Origin of the sequence: Polaribacter dokdonensis (assembly GCF_024362345.1) — a bacterium.
Classification (GTDB): domain Bacteria; phylum Bacteroidota; class Bacteroidia; order Flavobacteriales; family Flavobacteriaceae; genus Polaribacter; species Polaribacter dokdonensis.
Genome location: NZ_CP101505.1, coordinates 1,226,039 through 1,245,476 on the forward strand (window position 1 = coordinate 1,226,039; position 19,438 = coordinate 1,245,476).

16 protein-coding genes are annotated in these 19,438 nt (G+C 29.7%); 12 read left to right on the forward strand and 4 right to left on the reverse strand.

Annotated features, from left to right (window positions below; genetic code table 11):
* Positions 1 to 48: 48 nt before the first annotated feature.
* Positions 49 to 2,502, forward strand: coding sequence for an alpha-ketoacid dehydrogenase subunit alpha/beta (locus LPB302_RS05555; protein ID WP_053972798.1), 2,454 nt, complete (start codon positions 49 to 51; stop codon positions 2,500 to 2,502).
* Between the two features lie 122 nt (positions 2,503 to 2,624).
* Positions 2,625 to 5,048, forward strand: coding sequence for a zinc-dependent metalloprotease (locus tag LPB302_RS05560; protein ID WP_053972799.1), 2,424 nt, complete (start codon positions 2,625 to 2,627; stop codon positions 5,046 to 5,048).
* Positions 5,049 to 5,051: 3 nt separating this feature from the next.
* On the opposite strand, the gene LPB302_RS05565 is transcribed toward LPB302_RS05560, so the two are convergent.
* Positions 5,052 to 6,323, reverse strand: a complete 1,272-nt coding sequence (locus LPB302_RS05565; protein ID WP_053972800.1) for a DUF2851 family protein — start codon at positions 6,321 to 6,323, stop codon at positions 5,052 to 5,054.
* Positions 6,324 to 6,433: 110 nt separating this feature from the next.
* Here LPB302_RS05565 and LPB302_RS05570 point away from each other — a divergent pair, with 110 nt between their 5' ends.
* The 10 genes from LPB302_RS05570 (at position 6,434) to LPB302_RS05615 (ending at position 15,481) form a co-directional block, all read left to right on the forward strand.
* Positions 6,434 to 7,066, forward strand: coding sequence for an NAD(P)H-dependent oxidoreductase (locus tag LPB302_RS05570; protein ID WP_053972801.1), 633 nt, complete (start codon positions 6,434 to 6,436; stop codon positions 7,064 to 7,066).
* Positions 7,067 to 7,151: 85 nt separating this feature from the next.
* On the forward strand, positions 7,152 to 8,615 hold the full coding sequence (locus tag LPB302_RS05575) for an aminoacyl-histidine dipeptidase (protein ID WP_053972802.1): 1,464 nt from the start codon (positions 7,152 to 7,154) through the stop codon (positions 8,613 to 8,615).
* Positions 8,616 to 8,791: 176 nt separating this feature from the next.
* Complete coding sequence (locus tag LPB302_RS05580; RefSeq protein ID WP_053972803.1) at positions 8,792 to 9,556, forward strand: ParA family protein; 765 nt, start codon at positions 8,792 to 8,794, stop codon at positions 9,554 to 9,556.
* A gap of 1 nt (position 9,557) precedes the next feature.
* Positions 9,558 to 10,442, forward strand: a complete 885-nt coding sequence (locus tag LPB302_RS05585; RefSeq protein WP_053972804.1) for a ParB/RepB/Spo0J family partition protein — start codon at positions 9,558 to 9,560, stop codon at positions 10,440 to 10,442.
* Entirely contained in the window at positions 10,443 to 11,042 is a 600-nt protein-coding gene (locus LPB302_RS05590; protein ID WP_053972805.1) for a DUF5683 domain-containing protein, read from the forward strand.
* The gene (gene dapB, locus LPB302_RS05595) at positions 11,043 to 11,744 is read left to right on the forward strand and encodes a 4-hydroxy-tetrahydrodipicolinate reductase (protein WP_053972806.1); all 702 of its coding nucleotides are present in this window, start codon (positions 11,043 to 11,045) and stop codon (positions 11,742 to 11,744) included.
* Between the two features lie 80 nt (positions 11,745 to 11,824).
* Positions 11,825 to 13,525: a signal peptidase I gene (gene lepB, locus LPB302_RS05600; protein ID WP_053972807.1), complete on the forward strand. Its 1,701-nt coding sequence runs from the start codon at positions 11,825 to 11,827 to the stop codon at positions 13,523 to 13,525.
* 28 nt (positions 13,526 to 13,553) lie between these two features.
* The gene (locus LPB302_RS05605; protein ID WP_053972808.1) at positions 13,554 to 14,150 is read left to right on the forward strand and encodes a WbqC family protein; all 597 of its coding nucleotides are present in this window, start codon (positions 13,554 to 13,556) and stop codon (positions 14,148 to 14,150) included.
* Between the two features lie 26 nt (positions 14,151 to 14,176).
* Positions 14,177 to 14,752, forward strand: a complete 576-nt coding sequence (locus LPB302_RS05610; protein WP_053972809.1) for a Crp/Fnr family transcriptional regulator — start codon at positions 14,177 to 14,179, stop codon at positions 14,750 to 14,752.
* 423 nt (positions 14,753 to 15,175) lie between these two features.
* The gene (locus LPB302_RS05615) at positions 15,176 to 15,481 is read left to right on the forward strand and encodes a DUF6122 family protein (RefSeq protein ID WP_053972810.1); all 306 of its coding nucleotides are present in this window, start codon (positions 15,176 to 15,178) and stop codon (positions 15,479 to 15,481) included.
* Here the strand turns inward: LPB302_RS05615 and LPB302_RS05620 are convergent.
* From LPB302_RS05620 to LPB302_RS05630, 3 genes are read right to left on the reverse strand one after another with little or no spacing between them, the layout of a single operon-like run.
* Complete coding sequence (locus LPB302_RS05620; protein ID WP_053972811.1) at positions 15,462 to 16,958, reverse strand: lipopolysaccharide biosynthesis protein; 1,497 nt, start codon at positions 16,956 to 16,958, stop codon at positions 15,462 to 15,464. The two genes, LPB302_RS05615 and LPB302_RS05620, sit on opposite strands and share 20 nt — an antisense overlap.
* Before the next feature lies 1 nt (position 16,959).
* Positions 16,960 to 18,219 (reverse strand): glycosyltransferase family 4 protein, encoded by a 1,260-nt coding sequence (locus LPB302_RS05625; protein WP_053972812.1) that lies wholly within the window; start codon positions 18,217 to 18,219, stop codon positions 16,960 to 16,962.
* Between the two features lie 7 nt (positions 18,220 to 18,226).
* Positions 18,227 to 19,438 (reverse strand): glycosyltransferase, encoded by a 1,212-nt coding sequence (locus LPB302_RS05630; RefSeq protein ID WP_082329752.1) that lies wholly within the window; start codon positions 19,436 to 19,438, stop codon positions 18,227 to 18,229.

Genomic DNA, 19,438 nt, shown 5'->3' on the forward strand with positions numbered 1-19,438 from the left:
ATATCAACTAAAAAAACTATCTTTGCAATCGTAAAAAAACAAATACATATGTCAACTAAAACTGCTATACAGAGTTCTCAAGAAATTTCTTTCAGTGATTTTAAAAAAGAAGTATTGCAAGATTATAAAATTGCAAAAATTAGTAGAGAATGTAGTTTATTAGGAAGACGTGAAGTCCTTACAGGTAAAGCAAAGTTTGGTATTTTTGGTGATGGTAAAGAAGTACCACAATTAGCCATGGCTAAAGCTTTTCAAAAAGGAGATTTTAGATCTGGTTACTACAGAGATCAAACTTTTATGATGGCAATTGGAGAATTAACAGCTCAACAATTTTTCGCAGGTTTGTACGCTCATACAGATATTGAAGCAGATCCTATGTCTGCAGGTAGACAAATGGGTGGGCATTTTGCAACACATAGCTTACAAGAAGATGGTAACTGGAAAAACTTAACTCAACAATACAACTCTAGTTCAGATATTTCACCAACTGCAGGTCAAATGCCTCGTTTATTAGGCTTAGCACAAGCATCTAAAGTTTACAGAAACGAAAAAAGTGTAGCTCATAAAACTAATTTCTCTAACAAAGGTAATGAAGTTGCTTGGGGTACTATTGGTAATGCAAGCACAAGTGAAGGTTTATTTTTTGAAACTATAAATGCTGCTGGTGTATTACAGGTACCAATGGTTATGAATGTTTGGGATGATGAATATGGAATTTCTGTACACGCAAAACATCAAACTACAAAAGAAAGTATTTCTGAAATTTTAAAAGGATTTCAGAGAGATGAAAAAAATAAAGGTTATGAGATTTTTGTTGTAAATGGTTGGGATTATGTTCAGTTAATGGATGTTTATCAAAAAGCATCAAAAATAGCAAGAGAAGAGCATGTACCTGTTTTAATACACGTTAAAGAACTAACACAACCTCAAGGCCATTCAACTTCTGGGTCTCATGAAAGGTATAAAGGTCAAGATCGTTTAAAATGGGAGAAAGATCATGATTGTTTAACTAAAATGCGTGAATGGATTTTAGACTTTGAATTAGAAACAGAAACAGGAGAAGCATTACGTTTTGTTGAAGGTGAAGAAGAATTGATTCTACTAGAAAAAGAAGCAAAAAAAGAAGTAATAAATGCAAAAAGAAATGCTTGGAATGCATTTTTAAATGAAATAAAATCAGAGCTTTTAGAGGTTTCAGATATCTTAAAAAGAGTAGCTGAAAAAAGTGTTAATGAAAACTTTATCAATAAATATATTAACGATTTAAATGCAATAACAGAACCAACTAGAAAAGATGTATTATCTGTAGCTAGAAAATGTTTATGGTATGTTAGAGATGAAAATATTGCAGGTAAAATTGAATTACAAAACTTTATTAAAGATGCATTTACTCAAGCTCATGATAAATATTCATCTCATTTATTAAGTGAAACTAAAGAAAGTGCTTTAAATATTTTAGAAGAAGCACCAACCTATGCTCAAGAACAAAATCTTGTAGATGCAAGAATTGTTATGAGAGATAATTTTGATGCAATTTTAACCAAACATAAAGATGTTTTAATATTTGGTGAAGATGCAGGTTTTATTGGTGACGTAAATCAAGGGTTAGAAGGCTTACAAGAAAAATTTGGAGATATTAGAATATCTGATACTGGTATTAGAGAAGCTACAATTTTAGGTCAAGGAATTGGTTTAGCCATGAGAGGCTTAAGACCAATTGCAGAAATTCAGTATTTAGACTACCTATTATATGCTTTACAAATTATGAGTGATGATTTAGCTACTTTACGTTACAGAACGTATGGTAAGCAAAAAGCACCATTAATTATAAGAACCAGAGGTCACAGACTAGAAGGTATTTGGCATGCAGGTTCACCTATGGGAGCCATTATAAACAGCTTAAGAGGTATACATGTTTTAGTGCCAAGAAACATGACTAAAGCAGCAGGTTTTTACAATACTTTATTAGAAGGTGATGATCCTGCATTAGTTATTGAGTGTTTAAATGGTTATCGTTTAAAAGAAGAATTACCAACTAATTTAGGTGATTTTAAAACAAAAATTGGTGTTGTAGAAACAATCAAAGAAGGTAAAGATATTACTGTAGTTTCTTACGGTTCTACATTAAGAATTGTAGAAGAAGCAGCTAAAGACTTAGCACAAGTAGGTATAGATATCGAAATAATTGATGCTCAAAGTTTATTGCCTTTTGATTTAAATCACGATTGTGTAAAAAGCTTAGCCAAAACCAATAAACTATTAGTAGTAGATGAAGATGTGCCTGGAGGAGCTTCAGCTTATATTCTGCAAGAAATTTTAGAAACTCAAAATGGTTATCAATATCTAGATAGTAAGCCAACAACTTTATCTGCAAAAGCACATAGACCTGCTTATGGTACAGATGGTGATTATTTTTCTAAACCATCTGCAGAAGATATTTTTGAGAAAGTTTATGCTATTATGCATGAGTTTAATCCACAAAAATTTAAGAGTTTATATTAAAAACAAAAACTATAAAAAATCCCAATCAGAAATGATTGGGATTTTTTATTTTAACACATTCCATATCTCATTTCTTTATAGATTTTCTTAATTTAGAAGACTTAAATTCAAACTAAACTTACATGAGAAAACTACTACTCTTTTCTTTGATTTTGGCCTTTACTTTTCAAACTGAAGTTATCGCTCAAAAAAAGAAATCAAGAAAAAAGCAAACTGAACAAGTTGCTCCAAAACCTAAAAAAAGTAAGAAACCAAAATATTCAGATTTTGTAAAATCGAATACTAAAACAGATGATGGTTTATTCAAAGTTCATTTCACCAATAATAAATACATGTACGAAATTCCAAAGGCTCATTTTGGAAAAGAAATGTTATTGGTTACTAGAATTAAAGATATTCCTGCTGGTTTAGGAGGTGGTTATGTAAATGCTGGTTCTAAAATCAATACCCAAGTTGTTGTTTGGGAAAAGTTTCAAAATAAAATTTTACTTAAAGTAAAATCTTATAATGCCATAGCAAATGATTCTTTACCTATTTACAAGTCTGTAAAAGCAAACAACTTAGAACCAATTATTTATGCTTTCGATGTAAAAACAGAAAACGAAGATTCAACTTCAGTTTTGGTAGATGTTACTAAATTTTTCACTTCAGATATAAAAGCAATTTCAGCTTTACCTGCAAGATATAGACGAACCTATAAAGTAAGAAGATTAGACCCTTCTAGAAGTTTTATCAACTCAATAAAAAGTTATCCAAATAACATAGAAGTTGTACAAGATTTTACTTTTGATGCAGATGCTCCACCAAGTAATTCTAGAACAAATACCATTACAATTCGAGTAAATCAATCTATGATTGTTTTACCAGAAGATAAAATGATGCCAAGAATTTACGATAAGAGAGTTGGTTATTTCTCAATTGGAAATGTAGATTACAGTTCTGAGGCTTTAAAAGCAGATGATAAAAGATACATTAGAAGATGGAGGTTAGAACCAAAAGATATTAATGCTTACAATCGTGGAGAATTAGTAGAACCTATTAAACCTATTGTATATTATTTAGATCCTGCAACTCCAGATAAATTAAAAAAATATATCAAGCAAGGTGTAGACGATTGGCAAAAGGTTTTTGAAACTGCTGGTTTTAAGAACGCAATTATGGCAAAATACGCACCAACAAAAGAAGAAGATCCAGAGTTCAGTATGGAAGATATACGTTATTCTTCTATTAGATATGTTGCAAGTACTACTAGAAATGCGACAGGACCAAGTGTTTCTGACCCTAGAACTGGCGAAATTTTAGAGAGTGATATTATTTGGTATCATAATCATTTACGTTCATACAGAAACAGATACTTATTAGAAACAGGAGCTGCAAATCCATCAGCTAGAACTTTAGACACACCTGCTGAAGAAATTGGTGAAATGATGCGAATGGTAATTTCACACGAAGTTGGCCATGCATTGGGTTTACCTCATAATATGGCTGCAAGTTATGCTTATCCTGTAGATTCTTTACGTTCTGGAAAATTCACTCAGAAAATGGGAATTGCTGCTACAATTATGGATTATGCTAGATATAATTACATTGCACAACCTGGAGATAAAAACATAAGATTTATTCGTCAACTAGGGCCTTATGATCATTATGCAATTAATTGGGGTTATCGTAAACTGTCTTGGGCTAAAAACCCAGAAAGTGAAGTTTCTACTTTAGATAAATGGATTGAAGACAAAGCAGACAATCCTATTTACAGATTTGGAGGTCAACGTTTTGACCCATCTGCACAAACAGAAGGTATTGGAAATGATCAAGTAAAAGCATCTACTTATGGAATGAAAAATCTAAAAATAGTTGCTACAAATTTACCTGATTGGACCTCTAATCAAACCAATAATTACGTAGACTTATCAGAATTATATGGAGAATTATTAGGGGTTTGGAGCAGATATGTAGGTCATGTTTCAGGAAATATTGGTGGTATTTACGAATACAATAAAAAACCATCTCAGAAAGGTTTTGTCTATAAACCAGTAACCAAAGAAAAGCAAAAAGAAGCTATGAATTGGTTGCAAGAAAACGCGTTTAAAACACAAGAATGGTTATTAGATGATAAAATCTTGGCAAATATTGATGAAAGTGGCTACACTAATAGAATGTTACGTTTACAAAACAGACAATTAAATGGATTATTAAATAAGGCAAAGTTAGAAAGAATGATAGATGCTTCCGTAATTGACCCAACTACTTATGAAGCAATTGATATGATTCGCGATTTAAGAAATGGAATTTTTCAAGAAGCGAACTATACAAGAAACGTAGATGTTTTTAGACGTAATTTGCAAAAGTCTTTTATTGATAGAATGAGCACGTTACTGAATTCTAAAAACGCTCAACATGCAGATATTAACTCTATTGTTAGAGGTGAGTTAGAATCACTAAATTTCCAATTGACAATTGCGAAAAACAGAAGAGTAAATAGAATGACAAAATATCATTACAGAGATTGTATCGCTAAAATTAAGGAGGCTTTAAATCCTAATTAAACATTAATTTCTCAACAAATTATTACCTATTGCACAGTCTAAACATTTTTTTGCTGTGCAATAGTTGTTTTTAAGCTGCAACAAAGCCTGACTTTCCATTGCGTTTTTAGAAGAAATCCCCAAATCTAAAAACTTAGAAATTATACCATTCTTTTCTGATGAAACTTCTTGAATCAAACTAAGAAAAGTATCTTCAGTGAACTCCCCTCTGTTTTTTAAATAGACAAATTTTAATGGAACAATGGTGTTTATTAATAATAAATCAATAAAAGACTTTGTTAGTTTCTTAGGTGATTTTTTAGAAGTTGTTTCAAAAGTATAATGCTCTTTCCAGAAATCATCTATGTTAACAGAGAATAACTTATAGTAATCATCCTTTTTATTCAAATGAATTATTTTAGAAAATAAATTCTGATGCTTAGCAAACAATGCAGCCAATTGTGCAATTCTAATGGTAGGAAAATTAGTTGGCCTCATTCTAAAAAATTGAAAACTATTTTTAGGTTTAGACACCAACTTAAACTTGTGTTTTAGGTAATTAAACTCTCTTTTTAAATTTAAATAATATTCACTTTCTATTTCTGCTTCTAAAAAACCTGCCATTCCAAAAAGTAGTGCTGTCAACTTCGTTTGATCATGAGCCACTTTACGAATAATAGAAAAATCAATAGCTTTTGCCAAATTTAAAAAAGCATCTCCATTAATTTTCAGTCCAAAGTTTTTAGCTAGTAATTGAAATAAAACAGCCTCGTAATCTAATTTTGATTCCTTTAATAGTATTTCTATCGATTTCGATTTCTGCTCTAATCGTTCAAAATACAAACGTTCTTGCCAATTTTTAATCAAGAATGCATCAACAGAATCAATTTGATTTTCGCAAGAAATCCAGTTCTTATTTGCAAATAAAAGACTGTTATAATTATTAAGAATTGACTCATCTATATAATCCTTTAGCACTAATGTAATTAAGGGATCATTATTTTTAGTGTAGATTATAGCATCATTCTCCCAAACTACATGTAAAATTACAGCATCATAATTGGGGTCTGTTTCATGATTATGTAAATACCAATCTGATGCTTTTACGTGCATTTCTATATTTCCAACCCATAATTGACCATCAATATATAATTGAGCATTTAAGAAATCTGGCCCTTCGTTTTTATTTAGAACCCCTGTTTTCTTTATTTCAATTAATTCGTTTTGTACTGTTTGTAAATTAGGGTTAGAAAAAAGTTTGTATTGCCAAACGTAATACAAGAATTCTTCTCTCATCGCTTTTTATTTTCAATGTACAAAAAATTTATAAGCTCATAAATTTTAATAATAAGTGAAACAGTTGGTATTGTATTTTATGCGCTATTTTTGCAATCTAAATAGAAAAAATGAACACTATAGAAAGTTTAAAATGGAGATATGCAGTTAAGAAATTCGATAATCATAAATTACTTAGCAAAGAGCAAATAAACATTCTTAAAGAAGCCTTTAACTTAACAGCAACCTCTTATGGATTGCAACCTTTAAAGCTTTTGGTAATAAGTAATAAAGAAATTCAAAAAGAATTAGTGGCTCATTCTTGGAACCAACCACAAGTATTAGAAGCCTCTCACTTATTAGTAATTTGTATTCCTAAAACCTATTTAAAAAACGAAGTTGAAGCTTATTTTGATTTAGTTCAAAAAATTAGAAATACACCAATTGAAATTATAAAACCGTTTAAAGAATTTTTAACAGCAGAAATTGATAAGAAATCACAAGAAGAATTGTTAAGCTGGAATAAAAATCAGGCGTATTTAGCTTTGGGCAACTTACTTACAGTTTGTGCTTTAGAAAAAATAGATGCTTGCCCAATGGAAGGTTTTATACCCGAAAAATATGATGAAGTTTTAGGTTTATCAGAAAAAAACCTAACATCAACTCTAGTATTACCTGTTGGATTTAGAGCCAATGATGACTATATGAAAGATCTTAAAAAAGTTCGAAAAAACATAGAGGATGTCGTTTTAGAATTTAATTAAAAATACAGAGCCTTCTTTACAAAGAAGGCTTTTTTTTGCCCTGTAAAAATCGTATTTTTGATGTCTAAAACAGAATCATTTTCTTATGAACCAAGATATCAGAAATATAGCACCAGAAACAGTTTGGAACCACTTTGCAGATTTAAATGCGGTACCTAGACCATCTAAAAAAGAAGAACGAGTTATACAGTTCATGGTAGATTTTGGTAAAAGCTTAAATCTAGATACTTCCGTAGATAAAGTTGGTAATATTATAATAAAAAAACCAGCTACTTTTGGCATGGAAGATAGAAAAGCTATTGTAATGCAAGGTCATGTAGATATGGTGCATCAAAAAAATGCTGATACCAGTTTTGACTTTGAAAAAGAAGGCATTAATATGTTTATTGATGGTGATTGGGTAAAAGCAAAAGGCACCACTTTAGGTGCAGATAATGGTTTAGGTGTTGCAGCTATTATGGCTGTGTTATCTTCTACAGACGTTCAACATCCAGCAATAGAAGCACTTTTTACTATTGATGAGGAAACAGGTATGACAGGTGCAATGGGTTTAGAAGCAAATGTTTTAACTGGTGAAATACTGCTAAATTTAGATACAGAAGAAGATGATGAAATTGGTATTGGTTGTGCAGGTGGTGTTGATGTAACAGCTACAGGTAGCTATACTTCAGAGCCAATACCAGAAAATACAAAAGCGTTTAAGATAGCTGTAACTGGCTTAAATGGTGGGCATTCAGGCATGGATATCATCAAAGGATTAGGGAATGCCAATAAAATAATGAACCGTTTATTGTTTGATGGTTATGAAAAATATGGATTACGAATTGCAAGCATAAATGGAGGTAGCTTAAGAAATGCTATTCCAAGAGAAAGTTTTGCAACTGTAGTTATAGATAATGCATCAAAAAAATCATTCTTAGAGGAAAGTGATATTTTAATTGATAAAATTAAAAATGAATTTGCTTCATTAGAACAAAACTTAAACATAGAAATTACAGAAACTGAAACTCCAGCAAATATTTTAGATACATTATCCCAAAGGAATTTAGTTAAAGCCACTTACGCAGCTTTAAATGGGGTATATAGAATGAGTCCTGATGTTGAAGGTTTGGTAGAAACATCTAATAATGTTGCAAAAATTACTGTAGAAAATGGTGAAATTGAAATATTGTGTCTTACAAGATCATCATCAGAAAGTAATAAATGGGATTTAGCAAATGCAATAAGATCTGCTTTTGAATTGGCTGGTTTTATAGTAGATTTCTCAGGTTCTTATCCTGGTTGGTTACCAAATATGAACTCTTCTATTTTAAAAGTTGTAGAGAGCACTTACATCAAATTGTTTAAGGAACAGCCTAATGTAGCAGCTTGTCATGCAGGATTAGAATGTGGAATTCTAGGAAAAAACTATCCAGAAATGGAAATGATTTCTTTTGGTCCAAATATTAAAGGAGCACATTCTCCAGATGAGAGAGCCCAAATTTCATCAACTCAAAAATTCTGGAAATTATTGCTAGAAGTCTTAAAAAACATCCCTAAAGAAGGATAAATTATTAGTAAAGCACCAAAATTTAGGTTTACTAAAAAAATTGTTCAAAAACTTTAATAAAAGACATATAACAAACTAATTCACAAAGAACTAGTGTTTTATAGTTTTGTTAACATCTTTCATTTAATTTAAACAGAAAAAAATGTAATTTTACTCTTCAGTAATAACCACTTTTCATGGGAAAAATTATAGCTATTGCAAATCAAAAAGGAGGTGTAGGTAAAACTACAACAAGCGTTAATCTTGCTGCTTCTTTAGGTGTTTTAGAAAAAAAAGTTTTATTGATAGATGCTGACCCTCAAGCAAATGCATCTTCTGGCTTAGGTGTAGATGTAGAAGCAGTAGAATTTGGCACTTATCAAGTTTTAGAGCACACCATTTCTGCAAAAGAAGCTATTGTAACAACAAGCTCCCCTAATGTAGATATAATTCCTGCTCATATTGATTTAGTTGCTATTGAAATTGAATTGGTAGATAAGCAAGAAAGAGAATACATGCTTAAAAAATCTGTGGAGGAAATTAAAAATGATTATGACTATATAATCATAGATTGTGCACCTTCTTTAGGTTTAATCACACTAAATTCTTTAGTAGCAGCAGATTCTGTAATTATACCAATACAATGCGAATACTTTGCGTTAGAGGGTTTAGGCAAATTGCTAAACACAATCAAAAGTGTTCAGAAAATTCACAATGCAGATTTAGATATAGAAGGTTTACTCTTAACCATGTTCGATTCTCGTTTACGTTTATCTAACCAAGTTGTAGATGAAGTTCGCAAACATTTTTCTAGTATGGTTTTTAACACAATTATTAGAAGAAATACACGTTTAGGAGAAGCACCAAGTTATGGTGAAAGTATTATAGCATATGATGCTACTAGTAAAGGTGCAGTAAATTACTTAAATTTAGCCCAAGAATTATTAAAAAAGAATTCATAACATGGCAAAAGCAACTAAGAAACAGGCTTTAGGAAGAGGATTATCTGCCTTGTTACAAGAAAGTCCAAATATAAACTCTGCATCAGATAAAAATGCAGATAAATTAGTGGGTAATATTATTGAAATAGAATTAAGTTCTATTGAAGTAAACCCATATCAACCAAGAACTTATTTTGATGAAGAAGCTCTTAGAGAACTAGCGAGTTCCATTAAAGAACTTGGAGTTATACAACCAATTACAGTTAGAAAATTAGATGGAAATAAGTTTCAATTAGTTTCTGGTGAACGTAGATTTAGAGCATCAAAATTAATTGGCAATAAAACAGTACCAGCTTATATAAGAATTGCTAATGACCAGGAAATGCTAGAAATGGCATTGGTAGAAAACATTCAGCGTAAAAATTTAGATCCTATAGAAGTGGCACTTTCTTATCAACGCTTAATTGATGAAATTCAATTAACTCAAGAGGAATTAAGTACTAGAGTTGGTAAAAAACGTTCTACTGTTACCAATTACCTAAGATTATTAAAATTAGACCCTATTTTACAAACAGGTATGAGAGATGGTTTTATCTCTATGGGTCATGGTCGTGCAATGATTAATGTAGATAATACAGAAGACCAATTAGCAATATACGAGAAAATTTTAAGAGAAAAATTATCTGTTAGACAAACTGAAGAGCTAGTAAAGAGTTTAAAAACAGGTTCTATTGCCAAGCCTAAAAAGAAAGCGATACCTGCTTTTGTAAAGAACAATAAGCAAACGTTTAATGACTTTTTCGGTCATAAAATTGATATAAGTGTAAGTTCTAATGGAAAAGGAAAAATTACCATTCCATTTCATTCTGAAGAAGATTTTAATAGAATTAAAAAATTATTGGAATAAGTGTTTCTTAAAAAATCGATACTTTTTATTGTAATTGCATTTTTATCTTTGAGTTTATCTGCTCAGAAAGATTCAATTACAGATGTAAAAAAAGTTCAAGATTTAAAAATATCAGGTAACATTAAAACAACTCAAGGTGTTTATGATCCATTAGCACCTTCTAAAGCTGCATTTTATTCTGCTATTTTTCCTGGTCTAGGGCAGATTTACAACAAAAAATATTGGAAAGCCCCTATTGTTTGGGGTGCATTAGCCATACCTGTTTACTATTATCAAATTAATAATAGAGATTACAGCAGGTTTAGAAATGCTTACAGATTAAGACAGAATGGATTAACTGATGAATTCACTATAAATGGAGTGGAAACAGTATCTACAGAAACCTTAGAAACAGCACAAGAACAACTAAGAGAAAATAGAGATTTCTCTATATTATCAGGTATAATAATTTATATTTTACAAATTGTAGAGGCTAGTGTTAATGCTCACTTAATGCAATTTAATACTGATGATAATCTAACTTTTAAACCTACTTTAATTCAAGATCCTATTTCTTTTGATGCACCAACTGTGGGTTTAACAATCAAATATAATTTCTAGATGAAAATTGCATTATTAGGCTATGGAAGAATGGGTAAAGAAATTGAGAAAATTGCAATTTCTAGAGGACATGAAATAGTTATTCGTAAAGCTGCAGATACAGAGATAGATATTACTCAAGCAGATGTTGCCATTGATTTTAGCATACCAACTTCTGCCTTTGAAAATATAACAAATTGTTTTAGGAATGGAGTTCCTGTAGTTTCAGGAACAACAGGTTGGTTAGATAACTACAGTAAAGCATTAGATATTTGCGAGGAAAACAAAGGGGCTTTTATTTACGCTTCTAACTTTAGTGTTGGTGTAAATATTTTCTTTGAATTAAATAAACAATTAGCAAAAATGATGAGCAACATAGACAATTACGATATTGCTATGGAAGAAATTCATCATACAAAAAAATTAGATGCGCCAAGTGGAACTGCTATAACACTTGCAGAAGGCATTATAGAAAATACCTCTAAAGAAAATTGGGATTTAGATGAAGCTTCATCAGAGAACAACATTCCAATTGTAGCAAAAAGAATACCCGAAGTTCCAGGTACGCACTCAGTTTGGTATAATTCTGAAGTAGATAGTATTGAAATTAAACATACTGCACATAGTAGAAAAGGTTTTGCTTTAGGTGCTGTAGTTGCTGCAGAATGGTTATTGGGTAAAACAGGCGTATTTACTATGAAAGATGTGTTAAACATCTCTTAAATACTGTAACTTTTTTGCTATTTTGCGCCTTATAAAATATTAAAGATTCTTTTCTTCTTAAAAGAAATAAAATATACGTTATGACATTTACACAATGGTTTCTATTTTTCTTAGCTGTACAATTAATTCATTTTTTAGGAACTTGGAAATTGTATGTTAAAGCTGGAAGAAAAGCTTGGGAAGCTGCAGTACCTGTTTACAATGCAGTAATTTTAATGCAGATTATTAATCGTCCAAAATGGTGGGTAATTTTACTATTTATACCAATTGTTAACCTGTTAATGTTTCCTGTTATTTGGATAGAAACTATCAGAACTTTTGGTTTTTATAAAAAAATAGATTCTCTTTTAGTATTAGTAACTCTAGGTTTCTACATCTATTATATCAACTATACCACTGATGCAAATTATAACGCAGAAAGAAGTTTAAAACCTCGTTCTGAACTAGGTGAATGGATAAGCTCTATAACCTTCGCAATTATTGCTGCAACATTAGTGCATACCTATTTTATGCAACCTTTTACAATACCAACTTCCTCTTTAGAGAAATCTTTATTAGTTGGTGATTATTTGTTTGTAAGTAAATTTCATTATGGAGCTAGAGTACCATCTACTGTAATTGCAGCACCAATGGTTCATGATTCTTTACCTTTTACTGGTACTAAATCATACTTAAATACTCCTCAATTACCTTATACAAGATTACCAGGTTTACAAAAAATTAAGAATAATGATATTGTTTGTTTCAACTGGCCTGCAGATTCATTAGCCACAATGTGGGGTGACACTTCAGGGAAATTCACTTATAAACCTTTTGATAAGAAAACGAACTATGTAAAACGTTCTGTGGGTATAGCAGGCGATTCTCTGGAAATGAGAGATGGTTATATTTATATTAATGGTAAAAAGAACGATTTACCTTACAGAGCCAAACTTCAGTTTTACTATACTTTTGAAAGTAAAGAGCCTATTAACCAAAGTACGTTTCCTAAATTTTTATTAGATAAAGAGAGAACAGGAGTTTATAAAATTTTATCTGAATATTGGAATAATGAAAAGGTACAAAATGCCATTAAAGAGAATGGAAGTTTATCTAAAATAGGTGAAGACTCTTTATATACAGAAGTTGCAGGTGGTATCAATCCACAATTTGCTCAGCGTTTAAAAATGATTAGTGTTGAAAACAAAATCAACATTAATATGACAGATGAAGAAGTAGATCGTCTTAAAAATTATCCACTAACGGTTTCTGTTAAAAAAGTAAATCATGGACCTGATAATGCCATATTTCCTCATGTGAAAGAATTAGGTTGGAGTCAAGATAATTTTGGCCCAATTTACATCCCTAAAAAGGGAGCTACTGTTGAGCTAAACTCAAAAACTATTCCTTTCTATGAGCAAATTATAAAAAATTATGAATACAATGATTTAGCCATTAATGGAGAAGATATTTTTATTAATGGAGAAAAAGCAACATCATATACGTTTAAACAAGATTACTATTATTTAATTGGAGATAACAGACACAACTCTTTAGACGCTCGTTATTGGGGTTATGTACCTTTTGATCATGTTTTAGGTAAACCTGTTATGATTTGGTTTAGTTGGGATGCAGATGCACCTTCATTCTCTGCTAAATTAAAATCTATTAGATGGGATAGAATGTTTACTACAGTTCATGGTGAAGGAGAACCAGTTTCTTACAGGTATATAGTATTTGCTTTAATTGCACTTTATATTGGTTACAGTTTCTACAAAGGAAAGAAGAAAAAATCTGAATAATTATTTAGTTATAAACTTATAACAAAGAATGGCTTTATTCATACCAACCTACTTCTCTCCTATTTCTCAGTATTCAGAAATGATGAATGCTGATGAAATTGAGTTTGAAATGGAAGATAATTTTCAGAAACAAAGCTATAGAAATAGATGCTACATTTACAATTCTAATGGCAAACAACTTCTAAGCATACCAGTAAAACACATTAATAAAGAAGGTCGTAAGAAAACGAAAGACACCCTTGTAGAAAACGATTTTCCTTGGCAAGATCAACACTTTAAATCTTTAAAATCTGCTTATAGAACCTCACCTTTCTTTGATTTTTTAGAGGAAGAAATAGCACCAATTTTTAATAAGAAATATAAATATTTACAAGATGTAAATATTGATACTTTTTTATTTGTAAAAGATACTTTGCAATTAGAACAAAGCTTTAAAACTACAACTTCTTACCAAACTGAAAGTGGTTCTGAAGATTTTAGAATTCTTGCAGACAGAAAGTATCAACCCAAAAAAATAGTTGATAGATATATACAAATGTTTGATGATAAACATGGCTTTCTTCCTAATTTATCAATCTTAGATTTAATCTTTATGGAAGGCCCAAATGCATTGAGTTACTTATAATTTAGTATATTTAAGAAAAATTATTTGTGGAAAATTTAAAAGAATTTTTAAATCAGTTTGGTTCTATTCCAGAAAGCAGTATCGATTCTTTTATAAATCTTACATCAATAGAAGAGTATAAAAAGAATGAAACTTTGATAAACTTCAATGAGGTTTCTAAGAAATTTTACATCATAAAATCTGGTATAGTAAGGTCTTATCATTCAGATTTAAAAGGTAAAGAATATACTAGATCATTTTTCACAAAAGGGAAAGCTGTTGGTTCTTTAAATTCTCTCATTTCTAAAAAACCAACACAAATAGCTTACGAAACCTTAACAGGAGTTAAACTATTTTCCATAGACTTTAACGAGTTTATGAACTTAACAAAGAAAGATATTCATATTGCAAACCTTTACAATAGATTTTTGGAACGAATTTTCTTCTTAATGGAATCAGAAATTTTTAGTTTAGCTGTATTAGATGCTTCTGAGAGATACCTAAAATTAAAAGAAGAAATACCAGATATTGATAATATTATGACTCAATATCATATAGCTGCATATCTAAATATCACACCTGTTCAGTTAAGTAGAATTAGAAAAAAACTGTACTCAAAATAAAGAATAAGGCACATTTATATATATCAAATACATTTTACAACATTGTATTTTTGAGCCAATATTCAATAAATATTTCCTTATTTTACTAGTTAACAAGTAATTATATTATTCAAATTTCTTGTGGAAATCTCATTTATAAACATATGTTAAGAACCAAAACATAAATAATAATTACATTTATAGTGTAATATATTCCCCCAATTTTATATTATAAAAATAAGATTTATTAAAAATGAGTCTTATTTTTTTTGTTTTAGAACTAATTTCTAAAAGGAATGTCAATGCTACTTTTTAATTCCTTAAGAATTTAAAACTACTAATATTTAAAACTAGAAAAAAGCAAGATAGCTGCTTAATAAATGTTTATAATTAAAATATTTGCATTACACTAAAAAGGTTTATTTTTAATAAACTTTTATATGCATGACAAAGTTTATCATTCATTATTCTTTACACTTTCTATTTCCTCTTCTAATATCTTACGTGTTTTTTAATACAAAATGGAAAATTACTTACCTAATTTTTCTGGCTTCTATGTTAGTAGATGCAGATCATTTATTAGCAAATCCAATCTTTGCTGAAAACAGATGTAGTATTAATTTCCATCCTTTACATACTTATTATGCCATGGGTATTTACTTTGTAGGATTATTCGTTAAAAAAACAAGAATACTTGCAATAGCATTACTATTTCACATGCTAACTGACTTTATTGATTGCTTTTTGTAAAACGATTATAAAGCCTTGTAATGTCATTAGAGATATTGAATTTGATAATGATATAAAAGTATAATAGCGTAATTATTATACTTTTTAAAGCGATATTAATAATTGGGTGAATAGGAAACTTGAACAAATAAACTTCAGGCACATTAAAATCCCAAAAGTTAAAACCTAAATACATTAAGGCTATAATCAAAATCATAATGAATGATTTATTTGTAAAAGGAGTCATAGAAAATTTACTTTTTACAAACAAAATTTTACCTGTATTCGCTGTAAAAATTACAATTAATGTAGCTAAAGCCAAACCATCTGTACCCATTTCTAAATCGTAATAAAACAATCTATTTAAAAAATACACAGATAAGGCCATACCTACACTAAATGGTAAAGTAACTCTGTAATATTTAGAATTATTGATGATAGCACCATTATTGCCTAAAAATCCATTGTACATTTTAAGCAACGAAATCATCAAAACAACGAGTGCACCTCCTGCATATTCTTGTGGCAACAAATTGAATAATTGTTGCACATTAGTATTAATTAAAACAAAAAAGAAACCACTTATTAAAAGTAAGTTTATAGAGCTCTTTTTATACAAAGAAGCAACTTCTGCATGGTTTTCTTCATTTAAGGTTTTAGAAGTTAAAGGTTGTAGAATATTTAGCATGGCTCTACTTGGTGCCTCTATAAAAGAACCAATAAAAACAGCAACAGAATAATAAGCTGCTTTTTCTAAAGACTCCTTACCTGGAATCATAAATTTATCAATATCTAAAATTATAGCTCCTGCACTACCTGCAAGAATAATATAGATAGAATAACGCATTATTTCATTAAAATTCTCTGGCCTAGAAAAAGTAAATTTTGGAAAATACAACCTAAAAGCATATAACATCATTACAAACATTCTCAGAAAATAAGCACCTGTTAAATAGTAAATGAATTCTGCTTTTGTAATAAACTCAAAATAGACTGCAAAAAGCAATATCATTACTACAGCCCTATTCCATAACTCTTTTAAAATGTTACCAAAAACCGATTGAAATTGCACTTTTGCCCAAGCATAAAACACCTCAAAATAAGCACAGGTAAACGCTATAAGATAAATAACAAAGGTGTAATCTTTTATTATAGGATTTTCTTCTGATAAGTAACTACTTATTTGTTCGTAAAAAACATTACCTAAAAATCCCATTGGTAATGCAACCAAAAGAGGTAAGAAAAGAATAGAAGATAAAAACTTATCTTTTTCTACTTTGGTGTAATAACTAGAAAAAAACTTTACAATAGTATGATGAATACCTAAAGCAATTAAAGGCATTAATAGATTTGATGAAGACAGTAAAAATGTAACTAAACCATAATACTCGTCTTCTAAAAAACGAGTATATAGAAACAATGTATTTATTCCTCCAAAGGCAAAACCTAAGTAAATAAATAACGTATTCTTAAATGATTGTTTTAATACAATTCCCATTTTAAAGAGATTTTATTACTGCTGCCAATTGTTTTGTAAGCTGTTTTCTATGAAATTGATCAATATTTTTTGAAGCTACTTCTAAACCATTACCCTTAAAATCTTCATACATCTTCAATATTTCTGCTTTAAAGCTAACTTTATCATTATAATCAATAACACTACCTGCTTTCGTGTTTTGCAATATTACTGACAAATCACCTTTAGCAGGCCCAATTGCTAAAATAGGTCTTTTTGCAGTTAAGTACTCAAAAAGTTTACCAGTTAAAATACCTTCAGCATTTTCTACATTAGGAATTAATAATAGCAAAACTTGCGACTTTTTTTGGTATTCAATAGCCTTTTGATGAGAAACATAACCAACAAAATTTGAATTATTAGTTAATTGATTTAAATCAATTTCCTTTAGAACCTCATCAGAAATATCACCAATAAAATTTAATTCTAAATCTTTTTGAAAATCTTCATTTTCTGAACAAATATTCTTTAAAACTTCAAATAAAACTTTTGGATTACTTTGTTTAGGTAACAAACCTATATAAGAAATAGAGAATTTTACATCTAGCTTTGTACTAAAATCTTGTAGAACTTCATCATCAAAACCATTTGTAATCAACTCTACTCTATTAGCATTTTTTTCGAATTCCTTTTTAAGAGAATTACTAACTGTTATTACACAATCAGCGCTTTTTAGCACATTTTTTTCTAATTTTAAATGCTTATTTTTTGCAAATGACAGCTGTTTAAACTCTTTATTATAATATAAATTTGTCCAAGGATCTCTAAAATCTGCAATCCACTTTATGCTGGTCTGTTTTTGCAATTGCTGTGCAATTAAATGCATGCTATGAGGTGGGCCAGTAGAAATTACTGTATCAATTTTATGATTCTTTAAATAGCCTTTTAAATATTTAACTGAAGTCTGCACCCAAAAAACTTTTGGATCTGGAATAAAAAAATTACCTCTTATAAATGATAAAAACTTGCTATTTGTACTGTTAGAAACACCTTTTTTTTGTTCCTTTCTCTTCTTCCAAAAAAGAATATTTGTTGGCTCCCAAATTGGTTGCTTTAGAATGGTAATATCTTTAGGAACTTGCTTTTCTAATGATGTATCATTTTTTGGGTAGTTTGGATTATCGACTGTATATACAATTGGTTCAATACCAAAATCTTGTAAATATTTTACAAATTTTAGCCAACGTTGAACGCCAGAACCACCTGCAGGTGGCCAATAATATGTAATTATTAATACTTTCAATAGATTCTTACTCTGTGTATAAACTTAATATTTTAGCGCTTTCTGCTTCCCAATTTTCATCTTTATGCATTACTGCATTAAATGCATTTTCTGTTTTTATTTGATATTGATCATAATTTTGACGAATATCAATCACTTTTTCTGAAAAATCTTCTGCATCATCAGCTTTAAAAACCAATCCAGCATCATACTTAGTTACAATTCTTTGTAATGGTTTGCAAGAACTTACTAAAAGTAAGCTTTTACTCATCATAATTTGAAATAATTTATGAGGAATTGTATTATCTGTATGTGCATTTGCTAAATGTGGGATGATGTTTACATTCGTCTGTTGCATAATTGTCGACACTTCTTCAAAAGGCCTATAACCAACAAAAATAACAGATTTAGTTAAGTTGTATTTTGCAACTAATTCCTTTAAGGTATTTTCTACATCTACACTTCCTTTACCAATTAAAAACAACTTTGCGTCAGGTATTTTCTCTACAATTTTAGGCATTGCTTCAATTGCGGTTTGCAAACCTCTATGAGGCCCAAAACCACCAACATAAGTTATTGAAAAATCATTTTTATTGATAATATTTTGAGCAACAGCATGTTTGAAATTTTCAGTAAATTCTTTCTTTTCATGATTAGAAACTACAATTAACTTTTTAGTATCAATCGAGAAATTAGTTATTAATTTGGTTTTCATTTCTTCAACCACACAAATAACCTTATCGTATTTCTTACAATATTTCTCTTCTTTTTTCGACCACAATTTAGGATTCATAAAAAGAGAGTTTTTTAACTGAATTAGCTTATTCTGTTTCCATAAAAACCAAGTTTTTAAAGCTTCAGGGAAATTTTCATGTAAGTCTAAGTAAATGTGCTTAACACGACTTTTAAACAAATAACCTGTACCTGCTAGAGGTAAATCGTGCACATGTAAATATTCTATTTCATATTTCTGAAAAAGCAATTTTAATCCTTTATAAAAAAGAAGATTAATATTGGTAACACTTTCTATAATATCATAAATGCCTTTTTTTGAATTGGTATAATTGTTTCCAATTCTAAAAACAGTTACGTTATTTATAATTTCTGATTGTGAATCATTCTTTTTTCTAGGGCAAACAACTAAAACATTTTTACCATTTTCAGCCAAAGATTCTGCTTCTTTTCTTACTCTAATATCATTAGGATAAGCACCATCAACAATCATGCAGATATACTTCAT